This is a genomic window from Nocardia fusca NBRC 14340 (assembly GCF_001618425.1).
Taxonomy (GTDB): domain Bacteria; phylum Actinomycetota; class Actinomycetes; order Mycobacteriales; family Mycobacteriaceae; genus Nocardia; species Nocardia fusca.
In genome coordinates this window covers 13,480-27,980 of the sequence record NZ_BDCU01000029.1, presented here as the reverse complement: position 1 = coordinate 27,980, position 14,501 = coordinate 13,480, and the positions used below count along the sequence as shown (strand labels likewise).

Annotated in this window: 16 protein-coding genes; 9 read left to right on the top strand and 7 right to left on the bottom strand. The window is 69.0% G+C overall.

The window, feature by feature from the left end:
- Positions 1-132: 132 nt before the first annotated feature.
- A complete protein-coding gene (locus NF4_RS17470) occupies positions 133-600 on the top strand; it encodes a nitroreductase/quinone reductase family protein (RefSeq protein ID WP_198165359.1) in 468 nt (155 codons plus the stop codon).
- 62 nt (positions 601-662) lie between these two features.
- On the opposite strand, the gene NF4_RS38650 is transcribed toward NF4_RS17470, so the two are convergent.
- Positions 663-818, bottom strand: a complete 156-nt coding sequence (locus NF4_RS38650; protein ID WP_198165358.1) for a hypothetical protein — start codon at positions 816-818, stop codon at positions 663-665.
- Between the two features lie 145 nt (positions 819-963).
- Between NF4_RS38650 and NF4_RS17465 the strand changes: the two genes are divergently transcribed.
- From NF4_RS17465 to NF4_RS17455, 3 genes are read left to right on the top strand one after another with little or no spacing between them, the layout of a single operon-like run.
- Positions 964-1,476 (top strand): SRPBCC family protein, encoded by a 513-nt coding sequence (locus NF4_RS17465; protein ID WP_063128400.1) that lies wholly within the window; start codon positions 964-966, stop codon positions 1,474-1,476.
- The gene (locus NF4_RS17460; protein WP_063128625.1) at positions 1,476-2,645 is read left to right on the top strand and encodes a zinc-dependent alcohol dehydrogenase; all 1,170 of its coding nucleotides are present in this window, start codon (positions 1,476-1,478) and stop codon (positions 2,643-2,645) included. The genes NF4_RS17465 and NF4_RS17460 overlap by 1 nt, the downstream gene beginning before the upstream one ends.
- A gap of 31 nt (positions 2,646-2,676) precedes the next feature.
- On the top strand, positions 2,677-2,874 hold the full coding sequence (locus NF4_RS17455) for a hypothetical protein (protein ID WP_063128399.1): 198 nt from the start codon (positions 2,677-2,679) through the stop codon (positions 2,872-2,874).
- A 109-nt stretch (positions 2,875-2,983) separates the two neighbouring features.
- Here the strand turns inward: NF4_RS17455 and NF4_RS17450 are convergent, their stop codons facing one another.
- On the bottom strand, positions 2,984-3,439 hold the full coding sequence (locus NF4_RS17450) for an SRPBCC family protein (RefSeq protein ID WP_063128624.1): 456 nt from the start codon (positions 3,437-3,439) through the stop codon (positions 2,984-2,986).
- A gap of 218 nt (positions 3,440-3,657) precedes the next feature.
- Between NF4_RS17450 and NF4_RS17445 the strand changes: the two genes are divergently transcribed.
- The gene (locus NF4_RS17445) at positions 3,658-4,146 is read left to right on the top strand and encodes a DUF4383 domain-containing protein (RefSeq protein ID WP_063128398.1); all 489 of its coding nucleotides are present in this window, start codon (positions 3,658-3,660) and stop codon (positions 4,144-4,146) included.
- A 14-nt stretch (positions 4,147-4,160) separates the two neighbouring features.
- Positions 4,161-5,324, top strand: a complete 1,164-nt coding sequence (locus NF4_RS17440; protein ID WP_063128397.1) for a hypothetical protein — start codon at positions 4,161-4,163, stop codon at positions 5,322-5,324.
- Between the two features lie 45 nt (positions 5,325-5,369).
- Here NF4_RS17440 and NF4_RS17435 read toward each other — a convergent pair whose 3' ends face one another.
- Both NF4_RS17435 and NF4_RS17425 read right to left on the bottom strand, forming a co-directional pair.
- Positions 5,370-6,209: an SDR family oxidoreductase gene (locus tag NF4_RS17435; RefSeq protein WP_063128396.1), complete on the bottom strand. Its 840-nt coding sequence runs from the start codon at positions 6,207-6,209 to the stop codon at positions 5,370-5,372.
- Between the two features lie 924 nt (positions 6,210-7,133).
- On the bottom strand, positions 7,134-7,409 hold the full coding sequence (locus NF4_RS17425; RefSeq protein WP_198165357.1) for a helix-turn-helix transcriptional regulator: 276 nt from the start codon (positions 7,407-7,409) through the stop codon (positions 7,134-7,136).
- A 266-nt stretch (positions 7,410-7,675) separates the two neighbouring features.
- Here NF4_RS17425 and NF4_RS17420 point away from each other — a divergent pair, with 266 nt between their 5' ends.
- Positions 7,676-8,479 (top strand): peptidoglycan recognition protein family protein, encoded by an 804-nt coding sequence (locus tag NF4_RS17420; protein WP_157120405.1) that lies wholly within the window; start codon positions 7,676-7,678, stop codon positions 8,477-8,479.
- Positions 8,480-8,518: 39 nt separating this feature from the next.
- Complete coding sequence (locus tag NF4_RS17415) at positions 8,519-8,854, top strand: hypothetical protein (protein WP_063128393.1); 336 nt, start codon at positions 8,519-8,521, stop codon at positions 8,852-8,854.
- Between the two features lie 101 nt (positions 8,855-8,955).
- On the opposite strand, the gene NF4_RS17410 is transcribed toward NF4_RS17415, so the two are convergent.
- Entirely contained in the window at positions 8,956-10,893 is a 1,938-nt protein-coding gene (locus NF4_RS17410) for a potassium transporter Kup (protein WP_063128392.1), read from the bottom strand.
- A 145-nt stretch (positions 10,894-11,038) separates the two neighbouring features.
- A complete protein-coding gene (locus NF4_RS17405) occupies positions 11,039-12,289 on the bottom strand; it encodes an MFS transporter (protein ID WP_063128391.1) in 1,251 nt (416 codons plus the stop codon).
- 468 nt (positions 12,290-12,757) lie between these two features.
- Here NF4_RS17405 and NF4_RS17400 point away from each other — a divergent pair, with 468 nt between their 5' ends.
- Entirely contained in the window at positions 12,758-13,771 is a 1,014-nt protein-coding gene (locus NF4_RS17400) for a hypothetical protein (RefSeq protein WP_063128390.1), read from the top strand.
- Between the two features lie 27 nt (positions 13,772-13,798).
- Here NF4_RS17400 and NF4_RS17395 read toward each other — a convergent pair whose 3' ends face one another.
- Positions 13,799-14,413: a TetR/AcrR family transcriptional regulator gene (locus NF4_RS17395; RefSeq protein ID WP_157120403.1), complete on the bottom strand. Its 615-nt coding sequence runs from the start codon at positions 14,411-14,413 to the stop codon at positions 13,799-13,801.
- Positions 14,414-14,501 lie beyond the last annotated feature (88 nt).

Below are 14,501 nucleotides of genomic sequence, written 5' to 3'. Positions count from 1 at the left end.
TCTCCGGCGCGGGTCGGTATTCACTTCGTGAATCCTTCTGCACGCCTTTACCGTCCGGTGACGCCGCATTATTCTGGGCGCACGAGGCCGCCGCAGGGTCGGTGGCTCGGCCGTTTCCGAGAGTGAGGGAAAGTGTCCGGCCCGTTGCAGAAACCCTTCATTCCCCCGCGCTGGTTCGTCAGATCTTTCTGGGCGGGCCACCGCCTGCTCTACCGCCTCACCGCGCGGGGTCTGGTACGCCCCGAACACCACGGTCGGATGGGAATGCTGCGGCTGCGGACACGGGGGCGGCGCACGGGCCGAGAACGCGCGGTGATGCTGGGGTATTTCCGGGACGGCGACCATTTCGTCACCCTGGCGATGAACGGCTGGGCCGAGCCCGCGCCGGCCTGGTGGCTCAATCTGCAGGCGGATCCGGCTGCCGAGGCCGACACCGTCGACGGTGTGGTCAGGGTCCGGGGCCGGGAAGCCACCGGCGCCGAACGCGACCGCTTATGGGCGGAGTTCCCGCGCTACAACGGTTGGGGCGGCGCGGATTTCGAACGACACGCGGCCTCGCGATCCCAGGACACCCCGGTGGTCGTGCTGGAGCAGGTGTAGCACGGACGCCGGTGGCCGGGACCTCGGCCACCGGCGTCCGAGGTGGATGAACTGGGTCGCGCTCAGTCCGGCGGTTCCTGCGTCTCGTCGGCGACGGTCACCTCCGGCGCGATCTCACGCGTGGCCATCCCGCCGTCGCGACCTCTGTCGGTCGGGCCCGGCCGTCCGCCTTCGGGCTCGTCGTTGTCGTTCTTCTCGGTGCGTTTGGCTTCGGTCAAGACGACTCCTTTCGCTGTGGCTTCGGCCTACCCCGGTTTCCGGCGGCGAAAAGGAGAAATTCGGGTGCGCGTCCGCGGGTTTGTGCCGAAGCGCCCGGGGTACCGCGTTCGGGCTGCCGGGCCGACTTTTCGGAAGGGAGAGCGTGTGGATTACCTACAGAAGGCGAAAGAGGAAGTGGTCACCCTTATCGGCCGAGCCGTGGGGTCGGTGTCCGGCGGCACCGGCAGGCGTGCCCTGACGATCGAGCGGCCGCGCGCGGCAGTGGAAGAATTCTGGCGTGACCCGGACAACCTGTCGCGCGTTTTCGACGGGTTCGCCGACGTGCGATCGACAGCGCCGGACCGCTACGAATGGACCGCGCCGCCCGACGACGCGGACCCGACCCGCTGGGAGAGCGTCCTGCTGACGGAGCAGGACGGATTACAGTTCGTCGACGCGGTGGATCCCGAACGCGCGCGGATCGAGCTGGAATTCGCCGACGCACCCCGGGGACGGGGCACCGAAGTACATATCTCGGCGACGGCACCGGTGCCGCGGCAGCTCACCGGCGCGGCGATCTTCGCGGTCCTCTATCGCGCGCGTGCGTTGATGCAGACAGGCGAAGTACCCACCCTCGACCGGAACCCCAGCGGCCGGGCGGCCGGACAGGAGGCATGATGCGTGCACTGTGCTGGAACGGGGTCGACGATCTCGCGGTCGAAACCGTGCCCGACCCGGGTCTGGTCAATCCCCACGATGTGATCGTGCGGGTGACGCTGACGACGACCTGCGGCTCGGATCTGCATTTCATCGGCGGTTATCTACCCGGTATGCGTGCGGGCGACGTATTCGGCCACGAGTTCATGGGGGAGGTGGTGGAGACCGGCGCCGAGGTCGCCGCGACGAAGGTGGGGGACCGGGTGGTGGTGCCGTCGTTCATCGGATGCGGAAGGTGCTGGTATTGCGAACACGACCTGTACTCGGTGTGTGACACCACCAACCCCAATGCGGCCCTGCAGCAACCGGTCTTCGGTCATCCGACCGGCGGTATCTACGGGTACACCCATCCGTTCGGCGGGTACCAGGGTTCGCACGCGAACTACATCCGCGTTCCCTTCGGCGACGTCAACTGCTTCACCGTGCCGGAGGGAATCACCGACGAACAGGCGCTGTTCTGTTCCGACGCGGTCCCCACGGGCCTCATGGGTGCCGACTTCTGCGATATCGCCCCCGGTGACACCGTCGCGGTGTGGGGTGGTGGCGGGGTCGGCCTGATGGCGGCCCACTCCGCCCGGCTGCTCGGCGCCGAGCGAGCCGTGGTGATCGACCGGATCCCGGAACGCCTGGCCCTCGCCCGGGACCGATACGACGCGGAGACGATCGACTACACCGCGGTGGACAGTGTCCAGGAGGCCTTACTCGAGACGACCGGTGGCAGAGGCCCGGACGCGTGTATCGACGCGGTGGGCATGGAGGGGCACGGAACCGGTCTGCAGCACCTCTACGACCTGGCCAAACAACTGCTACGCCTGGAAACCGACCGGGCGACCTCGCTGCGGCAGGCGCTGCTGGCCTGCCGCAAAGGCGGAGTCGTCTCGGTGCTCGGCATCTACGGCCTCACCGACAAATTCCCGATGGGGGTGGTGACGAACAAGGGCCTCACCATCCGGACCGCGCAGCAGCACGGGCAGCGGTACATGCCGCGGATGTTCGACTACATCCAGCAGGGCGATCTCGACCCCGCGCATCTGATCACCCACGATATGCCGCTGGAGGACGCGGTGCGCGGGTACGAACTGTTCAAAACAAAACAGGAGGGCTGCATACGGGCGGTCTTCCGGCCGTGAACATCGTTTTCCACCGGCGGACGCGAGTTCGATGAAGATCGTGGTCACCGGGGCCGGCGGCAATGTGGGGACCGCCCTGCTGCGCTCGTCCCGGAACGGACTGGAACTGGTCGGGATCGCCCGCCGCCGTCCGCCGCGGGGACGGGAGCCGTACGACCGGGCCCGGTGGATCGCAGCCCACGATACGACGGGTGGCGCGTATCCGGCCGTGCGCTGTCGTACAGGGTGACGCGGCCGCGGAAATGGGCGATTGGTTGTTCGGCCGGTGGCTGCCGCGCGCGGTACTCGGCCGCCCCGGAGTACCCGTCGCCGCCGGAGCCGGGCCGCGGGCCGGCGGGTCAGCCCGGCGAACGGGGGGAGCGCCCGACGGCGAGAGCGGCGAACCGCTGGAGTGATTCCCGGTTGCGCGGCACCAGGGCCAGGTCCTGTACCGGTCCCGGGAGGAGTTTCCCGGGACCGTGGATGACGCGTTCTGTCATCGTCACTTCGGTACGGTCGGGTCCGAGCTCGCTGAGATCGAGCCGGATATAGGCCGCACCCGCCGGCCACAGCCGGGCCTCGAGCTCGAGCTGACGTGGTGCGTCGACCGAGCGAACTTTCGTGGTGTCCTGCCGGGCCAGTGGCCAGCCACCCACGCTGTGGTGGATACGGGTGCCCACCTGCGGCCACCCGGGGTCGACCTTGCGGATATGCGAAGCGCCGACCACCCACAGCCCGTACAGCCAGCCGTCGGCGAGGACCGCGAACGCGTCCTGTACAGGTACCGGTATCTCCACACTCGGTTGGGCCGCCATCGCTCCTCCGATCTTCCGAACCACCTCGGTCACCGGGGCGTGGCTTCCCGCCCAGCGAATGCGGGCGCCATACCCGGGATCGGCGGCACGAAACACCGATCGCGGCCGGGCGCGGTGTTCGTCCGGCACGGGGTTTGCCGGGCGGAGTGCAGGGCACCCGGCGGGCAGGCCGGAGCGGGACCCGCCGGCTCCGGTGGCCAGGAGGAAAGGACGAGCCAGTGCCGAACCGAAACCTCACCACCTCATCGCCCGCCCGCTCGCCTGTACAGCTCGCCGCTATCGCGGTGGGCGCGGTCTTCTTGCTGGTCGGAGTGCTCGGCTTCATACCCGGCATCACCACCGACTACGGGGATCTCGCGTGGGCGGGGCACCATTCCGAGGCTCAGCTGCTCGGTCTCTTCACTGTGTCGGTGCTGCACAACCTCGTGCATCTGGCATTCGGTGTCGCCGGTCTGATCGCGGGCGCGCGTCCCCGGGCGGCCCGGGCCTACCTCCTGGTGGGCGGCGCGATCTATCTGCTGCTCTGGCTGTACGGGCTGATCGTCGATCAGCACAGCGCCGCCAATTTCCTGCCACTGGACACCGCCGACAACTGGCTGCACTTCGGCCTCGGGGTGGGCATGGTGCTGCTCGGCGTCGCGCTGCCCCGGCACAGTGACGATGCGGGGCGCCACCTGTCCGATCGGCAGCCGGGCATCATCGAATAGGAGCAGGGCAGCGAGTGGACGGACGAGAACGAGCCGTACCCGAGCCGACCGGGCCCGCCGCGCGGGACGCCGGTGAGCGGGGCGGTCGCGCTTCGCCCATGGTGGTCGGTGTGGTGGCAGATCCCGATCTGCCGGTGCGGCTGGCCCGGGAACTGGTGCAGCACCTGCCCGCGGAGCTGGCCCGCCGCGGTGACCCGTCGCGGTGGCAGCTCGAGGTCCTCGATGATCCGTTCGAGGCCATGTACCCCGATCTGGAATATCTGATCGACAAAGCCGGACGGCACGTCCGCGATACCGCATGGGATCTGGCGCTGTGCCTGACCGATGTGCCGATACGCAGTAACGGCGAGATTTTGCTGATGAGCATGGATCTGCGCCACCGGGTGGCGCTCGTCTCGCTGCCCGCGCTCGGCGGACTCGGCATCCGGCAGCGGCTGCAGAAGCTGGCCGCGGTGATCGTCGCTGCCCTGTCGGCCCCGGACCGGGGGGCGGCCGGCCGGGTGGTGGCCGAGGCAACGGCCCGGGTGCGGCACAGCCGGGTACGGATCGACGCGGAAGACAGCGGGGTGCGGGTGGTGCGTGACCGGGTGGCCGGCTACCCGGCGTTGCTCGCGGGCATGGTGCGGGCGAACAGGCCCTGGCGGCTGTTCGTGGGCCTGTCCGCGGCGCTCGGCAGTGCGCTGGCCGGTACGGCCTTCGGAGTGCTGTACTCGAGTATCTGGCAGCTGGCGAACGCGATGGGCACCCTGCGCCTCACCGCGGTGGCGCTGGCTTCGGTGGTCGCGTTGACCGTGTGGATCGTGCTGGGGCACGGACTCTGGGAGCATCGAGGCCCCGGCGAGCCCGCCCACGGCCACGACACCGCACTGCGCAATACCGGAACCGCCGTCACAGTGGGTATCGGCGCCGGGGTCTTCTTCGTCGTGCTGTTGCTGCTGACTCTGGCCGCGGTCTGCCTGGTGATCCCGCCGTCGTATCTCGCGAGCGTGCTCGGCGGCCCCGTCGGTTTCGCCGACTACCTCACGATCGCGGTGATGGCCACTGCGCTGGGTACCGTGGCCGGCGCCGTCGGATCCGGCTGGGAGGACGACATCACCGTCCGCAAGGCGACATACGGATACCGCGAACAGGAACGCCGCGGCCTGGTCGCCCGCGGCGACCGGCCGCGGCGTTTCTGATCGAGCGCGTGGCAGCGGTGTGCCGGACCGCCCCGGCGGCTCGCCTCAGAGAATCGGATTCCCCCCGGTCACCGCGACCCGTGCGCCCGAAACATAGCTGCCCTCGTCGGAGGCGAGCAGGACATAGACGGGAGCCAGCTCGGCGGGTTGTCCGGCGCGCCCGAGCGGTGTGCTGTCGCCGAACGCGGTGACCTTCTTGTCGGGCATGGTGGAGGGGATCAGCGGGGTCCAGATCGGCCCGGGGGCGACACTGTTCACCCGGATTCCCCTCTCGCCCAGGAGTTGCGCGAGACTCGCGGAGAAATTGGCTATGCCGGCCTTGGTGGCCGCGTAGGGCGCCAGGGTGGGGGAGGGGGAATCGGAGTTCACCGACGAACTGCCGATGATCGAGGCGCCCGGACGCATATGCGGTAGCGCGGCCTTCACCAAATAGAAGTACGCGCCCATATTGAGTTTCCAGGTGTAGTCGAACTCTTCGTCGCTGATCTCCTCGAGCGTCTCGTGCGTCATCTGGTAGGCGGCATTGCTGACGAGCACGTCGATCGTGCCGAAGGCGCCGGCGGCGCGCTCGATCACGGACCGGCAGTGGGCCGGGTCGGACAGATCGCCCGGGACCAGGATCGCCTTGCGGCCCGCTTCCTCGACCAGTGCGCCCACTTCCGCGGCATCGTCGTGTTCGTCGAGGTAGGAGATCAATACATCGGCTCCCTCCCGGGCGAAGGCGATGGCGACCGCGCGGCCGATACCGCTGTCGGCGCCGGTGATCACCGCCGACTTACCGGTGAGCTTGCCGCTTCCGCGATAGGTCTTCTCGCCACAATCGGGGACGGGTGTCATCACGGACTGGATTCCGGGTACCTGTTGCTGCTGTTCCGGGAAACCCATGGTCTTGCTCCTTTCACGGCATAGGTCACCACCGTGGTGGTGTCGTGATCGAGGTGCGGATTACCGGACCGAGCCGTTCGAAACCGAGCGTGCCGAATCGCTATACCGGGGCGGGGTGCGGGCGCTGTGCCGCGCCCTGCGTACCGCGTGGTCGCGGACCGGATCGGCCGTGTGGGCCCGCGCGCCGGAAGGTTTGCCGGTCGCCCCGGGCCCGGCGCCGGCCCGGCCGCACCAGCGCCTCCGCTTCCTCGAATCCGGTGGGCCCTGTGTTCATCCCTGGCACACAGCAGGTCTCGATCGCCCTGCAGTCCGGCCCCGGCGCCGGCGGGAACGCCTGTGCCCGAACGTGTCGTACCCCGCTGCTACCGTCTTGTCGTAGGGCGAAAGGCGTTGTGTCTCAGTTCAGCTGTCCCTGTCTTCGCGTCCCGGCCGTCAAACCCCTTGGTTCATCGATCCTTCCGGGCCTAGGCGGAGCGCGCGAAGATAATTACACTCGGCCTCAGGCTCTGGCTACGAGCCTGGGCGCAGGAGTCGGGTAGCTGGAAGGTGTCGATGTGGGTGTCGAGCTCGTTCCGGGAGTACGGGGTTCGCCCGATCGGGACGGTCGCGGAAGCGACCGGGCCCGGGTACCCGCCGGTTCGGTTCCGCGGTCCGTAAGGCAGCACGGCCGGTCCGGATACGACGAACTCGCCCGGCCACACCGTGCCGACCCCGGAGAGGAAATCGAGTGGGAACTGTCGGGCTACGCGGGGGAAGCGGGAACACCTCGCGAGCGTGGATCGGTCAGAACTGGAAACGCTCATGGGCAACGAAGCTCCGGACCGCCCCGTGGCTATGGCGGACTATCTGAACGCTGATCCCACCACGACGACCGTCTCGTCGTTCGTCGTCGAGGCACGTCGCCGCGGGGTCGATCCATCCCCTTTACTGGATGCCGATTTCCTTCTCCGCGGCGAGGACTAGGTCGCTCGGCCGGATGCCGAACACCCTGCAGATCTTGTACATCTGCGCCATCGTCATCGCTCGTTCGCCGTGCTCGAGCCGGATGATGGTCTTCTTGTTGTAGCCGGTTTTCTCGGCCAGCGCTTCTTGACTCCAGCCGCGCCGCGCTCGCATCGCGCGGACCTCCGCGCCCAACGCCGCGTCCAGTCGTGCCTCCTCGGTGGTCGCTGCCTCCGACTCCGCGGGCGTCGCATCCATGTCGACCATTCTGGGATCGGGCAGGGTCTGAATCAAGTGCCCGACAGTTTCGGGTCCGCGGCAGAATCCTGGCCGGCACGGTGTATGAAATAGGCCTTATGGTGACCAAAAAAGGTTGAAAAGAGACCATATGGGGACTACGGTGAGTAGAGCGGTTGACTATCACCGCAGTTCACGCCCCCGCAGCGCCGGTTGCGTCCGCACCGGTGAACACGCCCGGCCTCCCGGGGCGCCGACGACGATCGGTGCGAGGACAGGAGGGTCCGATGGCCTGGAGCGGAGACCCGGTATGGCTGGCCGATGTGCTGCGTGGCGCCGGTCTGCCGGTGATCGAACACGACGGCTGGCGCGAACGCGGCCACGGTGACTTTCTCGATATCCGCGGCGTGCTGTGTCATCACACGGGCGGAGGTGGCCCGAACGACTGGCGCATCGTCCAGGACGGCCGCCCCGATCTGCCGGGCCCGCTCGCCCAGCTGGTGCTCGAGAGGGACGGCACCTACCGGGTGATCGCCGTCGGTGTCGGCTGGCATGCCGGGCGCGGAAGCTGGCCGGGCTGGCCCACCGACAACGCGAACTATCACACCATCGGCATCGAAGCCGTTTCGCGTGGCACACCACCCTGGGATTGGACGCCGGTTCAGCTCGACGCCTACAAGCGCGGCTGCGCGGCGCTGCTCCGGCGCATCGGCCGCGGCGCGGGAGACTGCGTCGCGCACCGCGAGTACTCCAGCGAAGGAAAGATCGACCCGGCAGGTATAGATATGAACGCCTTCCGCCGGGACGTACAGGCACTTCTCGACGGAAAGGGCGAGCAGATGGCGTTTCTGGAAGAAAAGATCACCAACTATCACGGTGAGCAGGTCACCGTGGGGACCCTGCTGCACTACCTGGACAAACATATGGGGCTCACGCTGGATCAGCTCTCCGGTGCCGGGGCCGCCCGCGGGGCGAACTTTCCCGGCTGGGATTTCCTGGGCGACCGGACCACCGCCGAGGCGCTGGGCGTCATCGGCGCGGCACTGAAGATCCCCGGATTCCGCGATCCCGCCACCGACGAACGCGCCTGAGGAAGGACGCGACAACCCCGCCGCAGTTGGGAGGACAGCATGATCAGCGAAGTGGCATCTGTCCTCGGCGGCCTGCTCACCGGCGTCGGCGGGGTATGCGCGGCCGGAATCCTGGGCAGGCGTAAACGGCGGGCCGATGCTGTCCAGGTACTGACCCAGGCCGCCGCCCAGATGGTCGAGCCGCTGTCGCGGCAGCTGGCCGCGATGACCGCCGAAATGGAAGCGCACCGGCGGGTCGTCGCCGACGCGGAACGACGCTGCCGTCTCGCCGCCCCCCAGCACGCCAGCTGGGACATCGTGGTCCGGTCGTCGCTGCTCGACCTGGGCGTCGACGTGCCGCCACCGCCACCGCTCACCAGGGATATTTCCGAGTGACGCGGCCCGGGCGCGGTTCGGCCGGGAGCTACCGCCCGCCGGCGCCGACAGCGGCACTCGCGATTCTGCGAGCAGCGAGCCGCCGGGCGGACGGATTCCCTTCAGACCTCGACCTGCGAGCCCATGATCACTGTCCGGTCGCGGGGCAGCCCGAAATAGTCGGCGGCGTCGGAGGTGAGGTAGGAGGTGGCGATGAACAGGCGTTTGCGCCAGGGCGCCATGGTGGGCGCCGGGCCCGGCTTGAGTTCGATCTTCGACAGGAAATAGGAGGCCCCCTCGACCGAGATCGGACCTTCGGTCTGCGCGGGATCGAGCCGGTGCAGCAGCTGCGGTACCGTCGGGGTTTCCATATAACCGTGGTGGACGGTGACATGGACGATGCCGTCGTCGCGGTAACCCAGCGGATCGACGCGGAGACGGTCGGCATCGGGCACTCGCGGGACGGGCACGGTGTCCAGAGACAGGATCACGACATGTTCGTGCAGTACGCGGTTGTGTTCGACGGTGGCACGCATCGCCAGCGGAGTGGTGCTGCTGCCGCGGTTGAGGAATATCGCCGTACCGGGGATCCGGATCAGCGGCGGTCGGCGGCTGCGCAACTGTTCGACGAATTGCGGTAGCGGACCCTCGGCCTGCCGCCGCGCGGCGGTGACGATGACACGGCCCCGCGCCCAGGTGATCATCACGGTGAACGCGGTGAGTCCGATCAACAGCGGCAGCCACGCCCCATGGACCAGTTTGGTCAGGTTCGCCGCGACGAACAGCGCGTCGACGGTGAGCAGGGGGACCGCGCCGAGCCACACGAGCCACAGCGGGGTGCGCCATTTGGTGCGGGCCACGTAGAAGAAGAGCAGGGTCGTGATGGTGATGGTCGCGGTCACCGCCATACCGAAGGCGTAGGCCAGTGCCGCGGAACTCCGGAAGGCGAAGACCAGCGTCAGGACCGACACCATGAGCAACCAGTTGATCCACGGAACGTAGATCTGCCCGATGGTGGATTCCGAGGTGTGCGCGACCCGCAGGCGCGGCAGGTAACCCAGCCGCACCGCCTGCGCGGCCACCGAGAACGCACCGGTGATCACCGCCTGGGACGCGATCACCGTCGCGGCGGTGGCCAGCAGCACGAGGGGCAGCCGGGCCCACCCGGGGGCGAGCAGGAAGAAGGGGCTGTCCACCGCGGCCTCGTCACCGAGGACGAGCGCGCCCTGCCCGAAATAGCTCAGCGTGCAGGCGGGCAGGACCAACCCCAGCCAGCCGCGGGTGATCGCTTTCCGGCCGAAATGGCCCATATCGGCGTAGAGCGCCTCGGCGCCGGTGACCGCGAGTACGACGGCGGCCAGGGCGAAGAACGCGATATGGAAATGCCCGGTGGCGAAACCCAGCGCGTAGGTCGGGGAGAGCGCCTTCAGTATCTGGGGATGCTGGGCGATTCCGGCGATACCCAGGGCGCCGATGGTCAGGAACCACACGATCATCACGGGGCCGAACAGCCGGCCCACGGTGGCGGTACCTCGCCGCTGGACGCAGAAGAGGGCTACGATGATCACGACCGTGATCGGGATGATCAGGTCTCTGAGGTCCGGTTCGACGATCCGCAGCCCTTCGACTGCGGAGAGCACCGAGATGGCGGGGGTGATCATGCCGTCGCCGAAGAAGAGGGCGGCGCCGAAGATCCCGGCCCCCGCGAGGAAGCCGGTGGTCCGGCGGCCACGGGTGGCACCGAGGCGGCGCAGCAGCGTGATCAGCGCCATGATGCCGCCTTCACCGTCGTTGTCCGCGCGCATCACCAGTGAGATGTAGGTGAAGGTGACGATGATCATTACCGACCAGAAGATCAGCGACACCACCCCGTACACATTGGCGGTACCGATCGGCACCGGATGCGGATCCTGCGGATCGAACACGGTCTGGATGGTGTAGATCGGGCTGGTGCCGATATCGCCGAAGACCACGCCCAGCGCGCCCACGATCACCGCCGCACGCACCGGGCCGCGGCCGGCGGTGGGTGCGGCGGGACCGGTATGTGTTTCGCTGACCATGGGTTCGCTCCTCGTCGGCCGGGTCCGCACTATCGTGCACTGCCCGACCCAGAGTCTGCGGGAGCGGCGGTACGCACGTCGGGCGCGCGCGGGCGGCCGGTGTGCGGGCTCCCGGCCGGCGAAGCCGCCGGCCGGGAGCCCGCGGTCAGTGCGCCGCGAGGGTCCGCTCGACGGGGGCCGCGGTGATCCGGCCCAGCGCGGTGACCAGGACCAGGGCGGCGACCACCGGAACGCAGGCGAGGAGCACGATCGTGCCGGTCGACGCGCCGAGCGCGATGAGAGCGCCCCCGATGATCGGTCCGAGTACCGAACCGAGCCGGCCCATGGACGATGCCCATCCGACACCCGTGGCGGCGGTGCGGTCGGGGTAGAGCGAGACCGCGAGTGCGGCCTGCCCGATCATGCCGGCCTGCAGGCCGAGGCCGACCCCGCCGAACACGATGAGCAGCAGTGCCTTGTCCGCGCCGAGGAAGCCGGAAACGATCAGGAAGACCACCGCCGCGACGGTGGTGCCCGCCAGTACCGAGGTCATGCGCAGGCGTAGCGCGCCGAGTATGAGCACTCCGGCGCCGATGATGCTGCCGACCCCCAGCGCCGCGGAGCCCAGTGGGGCCAGGCCCTTGCTGAACCCGTAGCTGGTGAGCAGGGTCGGCAGCCACGAGGAGAAGATGTAGTAGACCGAGAAGGTGAGGAAGGAGAATCCCCACAGCAGGGCGGTGCGGGTGCCGACTCCGGGGTCGAAGAGCCGGGCCACCGAGGCGCTGTGCTTGGCGGCGGCCGGTTCGATCGTGCCCATGACCTCCTCTTCGTCCGGTAGGCCGAGCCACAGCAGCGGGAACAGTACGGCGGAGGCGAGCGCACCGATGACGAACACCGACTCCCAGCCGTAGCTGCTGACGAGTGTGCTGCCGAGCAGGCCCGCGATCAGCGCGCCCAGGGAGATCCCCATGGTGACGAACACCGCGATGGACTGGCGGAAGTGGGCGGGATTGAGGGCAGTCGCATGGGCGACCGCCGCGGGGAGCACCGCACCGAGGCCGAGGCCGGTGACCAGCCGCAGGGCGGTCAGCTCCCAGATGGACGTCGCGGCGGCGGTGAGTAGCGACCCCGCGGTGAACACGAGCACGGCGGCGAGAATGACACGCCTGCTACCGAACCGGGCGACCAGTTGACCGACCGCGATATATCCCAGGGCGACGCCGAGACTGGTGATCGAGAGCGCCGGCGTGAAGTGCGACGCGGAGACACCCCATTCCTCGGATAACGCGGGTATCGACAGGCCCAGGGCGATGGTGTCGTAGCCGTCGAGTACGACAGCGACGAAGGTCAGCGCGAGCACGACCCAGTTGGCGCGGGTGACGGTGCTCGGGGTTACGGCTGTGGGGGGTCCGCTCATGGGGCGTCCTCGGCAATAGTCGGCGCTGGGCGCCTGATCGATAGGTTAGACGGTGCGGTGGTGGGGAGGTCACCGTGTGCCTCGACCGCTAAGGCCGGGCGGGGTTCGGGGTGGAGGCGAGGGTCATGGAGTGCTTTCGGTTCGGGGATGTGCAGATGGGGTGGGGCCGATCTCCGGACGAGATGGCTTTGCGCCAAGGTATGTGTAATCGCTTAGTGCTAAGACGTCAATGGGTGGCAGGGGCTCCGGCGAACCCGTCGCGGCTGCGTTTTCGGCCGGAAATGGCGGAGACGCAGGTCACAGGCCTGGTGATGCCGGTCACGAGAATCGGAAAAATTTTCGGTCGCGGGCGTCGGTTCGGGCGGTGCGCTCACCCGGAGGTCGCCGGCCGCGGTGGGTACTACGGTGTGCGGAACACGCCCCGCTGTGCGGGTGCCGGCCGAGCTCGAGTGAACTGGAGGCTCCCGGATGAAGGGCCCGACCCCGCTCCCGATCGTGCTGATCGGCTACGGACCGGTCGCGCGGAACTATGCCGCCGTGCTCCGCGCCCGCCGCGCCGAATTCCGCGGCCGGTACCTGGTGGACCCGTACCTGGTCGCGATCCGCGCGCGCGACGGTCAGATCCACACACCCGACGGCGGCGTACCCCCCGATCGGACCTGCTGGCCGGCCCGCACACCGATCGAGGACCTACTGGCGGGCACCGTCCCCGCTGTCGTCGCACAGGCTGTCCCGTCGCACCCGGACGGCGCCGCGGAAGCGCTCGCCGACGGGCTCGCCGCGCTCGCCGCCGGGGCGCACCTCGTGACGGCCACCAAATCACCGCTGCTGTCCGGCTGGTCCCGATTGCACACCGTGGCAAGCGAATACGGTCGGGCTGTCCGGATCTCCGGGGCCACGGGCGCGGCGCTGCCCGCCGGTGACCTCGCCCGCGCCGGACTGCGCGGCTTCGAGGTGCAAGAGGTGCGTGGCTGCGTGAACGGTACGGCGAGTTTCGTCCTCGATCGGCTCGGCGAGGGCGTGGCCCCGGCCGCGGCACTCGATATCGCCCGGGAGCGCGGGATCGCGGAGGCGGATGCCGCGGCGGATCTGTCCGGCGCCGACGCCGCCACCAAACTCCGCCTGCTGTCCGGTCTCCTCTGGGGATGGGATGTCGCCGCGTGCCGGGTCGAGGCGGAACCGATCACCGACGGCACCGCCGCCCGGGCTGTGCGCGCCCACGCGCGCGGGGCGGTGCTGCGGCATATCGGGTCGGCCCGAGCCGATGCTCCCGGACGGGTGGTCGTCGCCCTGCGAGAGTTCCCGCGGACGGCCGCGCCCTTCGGTGTCCTGGCCGGGCCCGAGAAGGCGGTCGAGTTCCGGTGCGGTGACGCCGGCGACATCACGGTCTCCGGGGGCCGGTCGAGCCCGCTCGGTGCGGCACTCGCGATGGTCAAGGACACGCTCGCGCTCGCGATCGACCCGGCGGCCGGGATCGGCTGAACCGCCCACCGCCGTAGCCGGTCCGGCTCACCGGTCGTCGAGCAGTCGGTACAGCGTGGCGGTGACAGCGGTGGTCGCGATCTCGGCCGCGAATTCCGGGTCGCCTTCGGCGTCGAGCAGGACGGCCTGGGTGAACAGCGGGCTCAGATGCGCGGCGACCGTGCGGCGCAGCTGATCCGGCGGCGGACCCGCGCCGCCCGCCGCCGCCCAGAGGGTGCCGGTGATGGTGGTGAACAGCTGGTGCAGTCCGTGCAAATGGTCGTCGTGGGCGGCGGCGAGCAGCGGCGGCAGCCGCCGGGTGCGCAGATGCCAGATGATCCGGCCGGCCGCGGCGGTCTGCCGGTGGACGCGGCGGGTCAGTTCGGCGAGCCAGTTCTCCCATCCGGTTCCGTCGTAGCGCGGGAGCGAATCGAAGAAGTCGGTGTAACCGGCCGCGAGGGCGGCCCCGATCAGCTTCTCCCGGGTGGCGAAATGGCGGAAAACGGTGCGGCGGCCGACCTCGGCACCGGCGGCGATCTCCTCGACGGTGATATCGAGACCGTGCTCGTACATCGCGCGCTGCGCGGCGGCGATGATCGCGTCGGTGGTTACCCGCACCCTCTTCACTTGCACCGAACTGCGCTGGTCAGTGGTACCGGTCACGTTTCCCGCTCTCTCCTTGACGCGCCACAGTGTCGCTCCGACACTTGAGGGTGTCAAATGACACTCGTGAGTGCCACCTACGAGAGTT